Raw genomic sequence first — 5,436 nt, 5'->3', positions numbered from 1 at the left:
GTCACGCGACAGTCCGTGTTCGTACTCGGGTAGAAAAGTTTCTTAAACTTTCTTTAGCGCTGTCCCAAAAATGCTGACACATTCCGGTGGGAAGCAAGGGACTCGTCCTTCGAGCCTCCACCAGCAGGTTGGAAAATCTCGATCCCACAGCCCTAGTATGGGAAAAAGTTAGCATTCCTGATGCAGAAAACCTCACGGGGGTGATGTTTTCCTTTGACGATGGCCTAATTGTGGGTGAGAACGGCTTTATTGCTGAAACGCATGACGGAGGTGATTCATTCAATCGCGTCACCATACAGTCTGCAAATACAAGGGCAAACCTCCTGACAATTGATAACAATACCTCTCAGATGATTGGCGGAGAAGGTATTATGTTAAGAAGGAGCAGCATAAGTGGGATGCCGGCGGGGTCCTATACCTGGAGCGCTCATCAAGGTTCTGATCTGCCGACAATTCGTGACTTGGCTTGTTTTACCGACTGCATGGCGGTTGGGTCAACCAAATCTGGCTCGTCAATCTTAAAGATTGACATCGATGGAAACATTGAAGAAGTTCAAGCCAGTGGCTTGAAAGCTCAACTTAACTCAATTGCATGGGCACCAGGCGGTTACTTAGCGGTCGGCGGCAACGGAACATTTTTGAAACGGAGCGGAGAGGGGTGACGGGCGAGTGTTCCAAGCAAGACGACGGTTTTTGTACCGAATCCTGCAGGGCCTCGGAAAGAATGCCTGGAATTTAAGCAGAGCCTTGATTGCCAAGGTTTCACTTAAGCGGAAATTTCGAAATTTCCCAATAATTTTAACTGTCAGCCGATTTTATAGCCATTCTTCCTGGGGCCTGCTTTTTGACGCACCTGCCGCTCCTTGGCTATGCATCAAACATTCTTCATCTTTCTGCGCATAATGTTCAATTAAAAAATTCCGCGGAGTAGTGCTAATTCACCATCTTTTCCCTCAACCTAATTCCACGGCTGGCCTTATTCCCCAACTGCAATGGTGCCTTTTTTCGTGACACCAGCGGCTACATCGCTCACTTGCCTCCGAACAGGTCCAAAAACAGATAGCCTGGGGAGCCTTACGTGCTGGCTGATTCATTTGGCCGCTCATACCCCTTTACTTTCCATTTGATTGGCCGATGGTATTCTGGACAACCTGAGTTACTGAAGCGGCTGGATGTCATCCCATGCCACATTCGAACATGAGCATTACAGTGCAGTATCCGCTTGAAAAAAAGACAAACCGCCGGCGGTATCCTCGAATACCGGTGAGAGGCCGAGCGCAGGTTTTCTTTCAGGGACAGGCTCTTGCTGCAGGAATTTGCGAAGTCAGTCGTTGCGGTGCCCGCCTGCTGATCCAGGCCAATGAACTCTCGTTTAAAACCAATGACAGGCTGATGTTTTTTCCGAAAAACGGTGCCTTGGCGATGGCCTTTGTTTGTGATGTGCGATATATCAACGTGCATGAAGGTGAGGGCTCGGAAGATAAGACCTTTGCTGTAGGTCTTGAACATGTGGCTTCCGACCAAAATCAGCCCGATTTATTGAGTCTTTTACTTGATAATGGCGCGGTAACGATTCCTGCTGAAACTGCCGACCTGATGGCTCCCGGGACAAAAGAAGGCTGTGTTATTAGGCAACTCCGGGAGGGGGTCAGGCAATCGTCCCGTTCGCGCATTGTAGGTCCCAACCAGGCGATGCCACTAATCCTTGAAATACCGGAAAATAGCCCATCTAGCAGCGACAACTGCTGGAAGGTGACCATTGGCATTCAATCTGCAGCCATGTGCATCCACTTTTCCAGTTGCTATCAGCCTGAAGCAGCTCACGGTTTCCTCTCCTGGACAAAGAACAGACCAGAGAACGATTTTCAAAATCATATTTGCCATGATTTTATGCGCGAATTCTGCAATTTAACGGCAGGAGCTTTTAAAATCTGGGTTGAGCGCCATGCCGGAAGCCTTCTCTATGACAAGGATATTCGCGTCAAACTCCCTGTGCATGGTCCCATCATGGAGGATGAAATTTGTGCTCTGCCATCTCTCCAGGATGCAATGCAGGTGCGGGATGCATGGCGTCTTGAACTGCCATCGGGAACCGGAATCAGCTGTATGGTTGAGATCATTATCTGGAGCTGGCCGGATGTTGCTTCTTTGCAGCTCGAGGAAAAAACGCTTGAACTGCTCTCCTCGGCTGGAGACGAGCAGGACGATGGCAGCGTGGAGTTTCTTTGAATGGAGACTCTTCCGGCACGCCACCCGGGAAATCCACTGCGCCGGAAAGTGACGTTCTCAACGGACAACGGGTTAAATGCATTTTGCAAACAGTTGACCAATGGTGAGGTCTCAGACGTCATAATTTTGCTCAATTTCCAGATGTTGCATCATTATTGAAACTGCCGCTACGTGGCAACCCCGGCTGCGAGGTAACGATGAGTCAGACGATCAATTTTAACAGCTGCCAGCTCGTCATTAGCGATTCGCTGGATAGGGTGGAATATTCAATCCAGGGAAAAATCGATGAAAGGTTTTCAGCTGAGGATATTCCATGCATAACGCGCAAACATATTCATCTCAACCTGAAGGCCATTTCAAACTTTACCTCATCCGGAATAAACCAATGGATCGCATTTATCAAAAAATTATGCGAGTCCGGTCAACCCGTCCTTGATGAATGCAGCATATCCTTCATGGATCATGCAAACATGATCCCACAGGTTCTGGGAAGCTGCACCTTGCGATCGTTCCTTGCCCCGTATGAATGCGAATGCGGCATAAGCGCTGCGATGCTCATAGTGGTTGACGACCATCGAACAGAACTCACCCAAAACGTTGCCCCCTCGTTTGAGTGCCGCTGTGGAAATACGCTCGTGTTTGACGGCAATGAGGAATGCTTCTTCAGCTGCATAACCTTGGCACTATCTGATGCGGGCTGACGGCCACTTCATGTCGACGGCAAAAACCATCGCCGGAATTGAGATGATGGCCATGATCAAAAAAGGTCAGACCGATATCCCAGGCTCCACTTCATTCGAGGAGTTTTATGCCCTCGCAGGATAACTGCGTCAGGGAAATGATTCCTTCAAAACCTTACGTCACCCTCGGAAATGTTTGCGACAGAGCCGGTTCAGGACAGGGCCCCGGAAAGAATGCCTAGGAATTAATCCAGGCCGTGCGCGGGTCTGCTTCACTGGATTGCGATACCCTTGAAATTTATGCTGGAAGGAAGACCTGAGTTGAACCTTCGTTACTTTTTGGCAAAAAGTTCATTTTGTGGCCGCAGGAATGCCGTGAAGGACGACGCTCCCTTGTATGAATCTTTTAATTCTTTGGCTTAAATTTTTGAGAAGAGGTAATCCAGATCAATGTCTTTGCCGTAAAGGCAGGATCGAATGGTTTTTGCGATCTGAAATTGGCCTTTTTTCCTGAAGAGGCCCATGATCACGTTACGCAGAGTGATCATAAGATGTGGAAGAGAGCCGGACCTGACCCCGCTGCGATCCTCGTTAAATGTCACGTCTCTGACATAAAACATTTTGTTTTCAATGGTCCAGTGGCCTCGATTCAACTCAAGCACCGCCCTTCAGGACTTGAGGCTACCACAGCCCAGTGAATTTGCCTTATTCGCAGCTGGGCGCCTGCTTAGTCAATTGCCAGGTACACAATGACCGGAAATCAGGGGCCCGTCTTAACGCATCGAAATCCAATATGGAGGCCCGAAGTCGTCGGGCTATCGGTCAGATAAACGCGGAACACCCCACCTTCGGCCCACCCCCCCCCCCCGCGTACGAGTGCGCCTCCGGAACCGTTGGTACCGGGGTAAAAACTGCCAATCCCCTTTCCGGAGTTCCATGCGTCCGACCAAAAAGCTTTGACAGCGTTGGTGGGGACCAGATCCTTGAGCGCGGTCGTCGTGGTTCCGGTGAGGGCCGTATACTCATAATAGGCGTTCGTCGCCCCCGGCTTGTCGCTGAGGTTTATGTAGTTGACCCATTCATAGACATTGCCGGAAAGATCCCAGATTACTTCTGAATTGGAAAGCGTGAGGGTCCGCCTTTGCTCGCTTGTGTCGCCTGTGCTGACGGGCGTACAATCCGTTTCAACATAAAAGAGCCCGTCATCGCTCGAAGCCGCGCAGGCGTTGTTGGGATTGCTATCGTTATGACCGGAAAAGAGAGAGCCCGTGCCGACGACTCCGCCGCTCCAGTTGCCGGCAATTGCGGCGACATTGGCGCCGATCGTCATCCACTGGGCATTGGAGATTATGTCATAGCCGGTCCCGAGCGCCCTGCAGGCCGTAATGGCTGATGTTTGCGTGATGGAGACCCAAGGCGCGCTCGCGGCCTGGGAGGTCGCAACACTGCCCACGTTCTTGGCTTCATACTTCATCACGCAAAAATCATTGGTCCCGTAAGCGCTATCGGCCGGCACTTTGATCCAGCCCGTCGGGCAAACCAGGGTTGCGACGTATGACCCGGTAATGCTGAGGTTCTCAAAAGCCACAGCGTTTTTTACGTTGGTCGCGAGAAGATCGCTGTCGCCGCTGCCGGTGTATTGCGCGCCGGCGCTGTCGAAGAATTCAAAGCTTCCGTCGGTGGTGAGCTGGGTCGCAAAAAGAGTCAGATCCGTGGCCGCAGTATTGCTGGCCAGCCGGTAGCTTGCCGAAGGATATTGGCCTGTCACCCCAAAGATCGCCACCGAAGATTTGACGTTGCCGGCGCTGAGGTTACTCGTACCGGTCACACTATGGCGAGCGCCAACGGCATCCCAAAATTCAAAGGCGGCACTGGTGGCGATCGTGGCGTTGAAATTGGCCGCTGTTAAACCCGTCGCCGAGCCTGCACTGCCAAGGTTCATCGTCAGATAAGGGCTGATCGCCACGCAACCCGATTGATTGGCCGCGGTACAGTTGCTGTGAGACTCCGCAGTCGCACTCCCTGCCACCCCGGCGACGGTATTCCCGGAAACAACTTTGGCGGCGAGACCGGTGATGAAGGCGGCTTTATAAGGTGAAACAGCCACGCAGCTGACGTCGCCATCTGCCGCGCAGTCGGCAAGAGTCGGGGTCGTAGCTGTGCCTGCGACTCCATAGGTACCATTTCCAGTTCGCACCTGGGCCGCCAGAGGCAGGGTCAACGTTCCGGTCGACCCGGTTCCTCCCACACCATAAGTGATGGCCGTCAGGACGTTGCCTGCGGTCGGGAGTGTGAGGGTACCAGACGAAGGCGTCTCAGTACTCCTGAAGGAGACACCGGACAGCACAAATTTTGCCTCGGGAATTATGAGCTGTCCCGTGATTCCTGCGTAAGCGCCCCAGCAAGTCACGGTTAGACTCCGTCCCCACCTGATCGTATCCTGCCTCATCACCCGCAGTTGGTGATCAAAATACAGTGGTTTAAAAGATGATCATTTTCGGCATTTGGTAAAAATGCAAAACGCATT

Annotated in this window: 5 protein-coding genes; 2 read left to right on the top strand and 3 right to left on the bottom strand. The window is 51.7% G+C overall.

Going from position 1 to position 5,436, the window contains the following annotated elements:
• The first annotated feature begins 128 nt into the window (after positions 1-128).
• Both VE954_RS32345 and VE954_RS32340 read left to right on the top strand, forming a co-directional pair.
• Positions 129-662, top strand: a complete 534-nt coding sequence (locus VE954_RS32345; RefSeq protein WP_324960809.1) for a YCF48-related protein — start codon at positions 129-131, stop codon at positions 660-662.
• A 520-nt stretch (positions 663-1,182) separates the two neighbouring features.
• On the top strand, positions 1,183-2,229 hold the full coding sequence (locus VE954_RS32340; protein ID WP_324960807.1) for a PilZ domain-containing protein: 1,047 nt from the start codon (positions 1,183-1,185) through the stop codon (positions 2,227-2,229).
• 407 nt (positions 2,230-2,636) lie between these two features.
• On the opposite strand, the gene VE954_RS32335 is transcribed toward VE954_RS32340, so the two are convergent.
• The 3 genes from VE954_RS32335 to VE954_RS32325 form a co-directional block, all read right to left on the bottom strand.
• Complete coding sequence (locus VE954_RS32335; protein ID WP_324960805.1) at positions 2,637-2,822, bottom strand: hypothetical protein; 186 nt, start codon at positions 2,820-2,822, stop codon at positions 2,637-2,639.
• Between the two features lie 506 nt (positions 2,823-3,328).
• Complete coding sequence (locus tag VE954_RS32330) at positions 3,329-3,529, bottom strand: hypothetical protein (RefSeq protein ID WP_324960803.1); 201 nt, start codon at positions 3,527-3,529, stop codon at positions 3,329-3,331.
• A 140-nt stretch (positions 3,530-3,669) separates the two neighbouring features.
• Complete coding sequence (locus tag VE954_RS32325; RefSeq protein ID WP_324960801.1) at positions 3,670-5,319, bottom strand: hypothetical protein; 1,650 nt, start codon at positions 5,317-5,319, stop codon at positions 3,670-3,672.
• Between the last annotated feature and the right edge of the window lie 117 nt (positions 5,320-5,436).

Origin of the sequence: Oligoflexus sp. (assembly GCF_035638955.1) — a bacterium.
Classification (GTDB): Bacteria; Bdellovibrionota_B; Oligoflexia; order Oligoflexales; family Oligoflexaceae; genus Oligoflexus.
The sequence above is the reverse complement of the archived record's forward strand: the minus strand, read 5'-3'. Positions and strand labels throughout refer to the sequence as shown.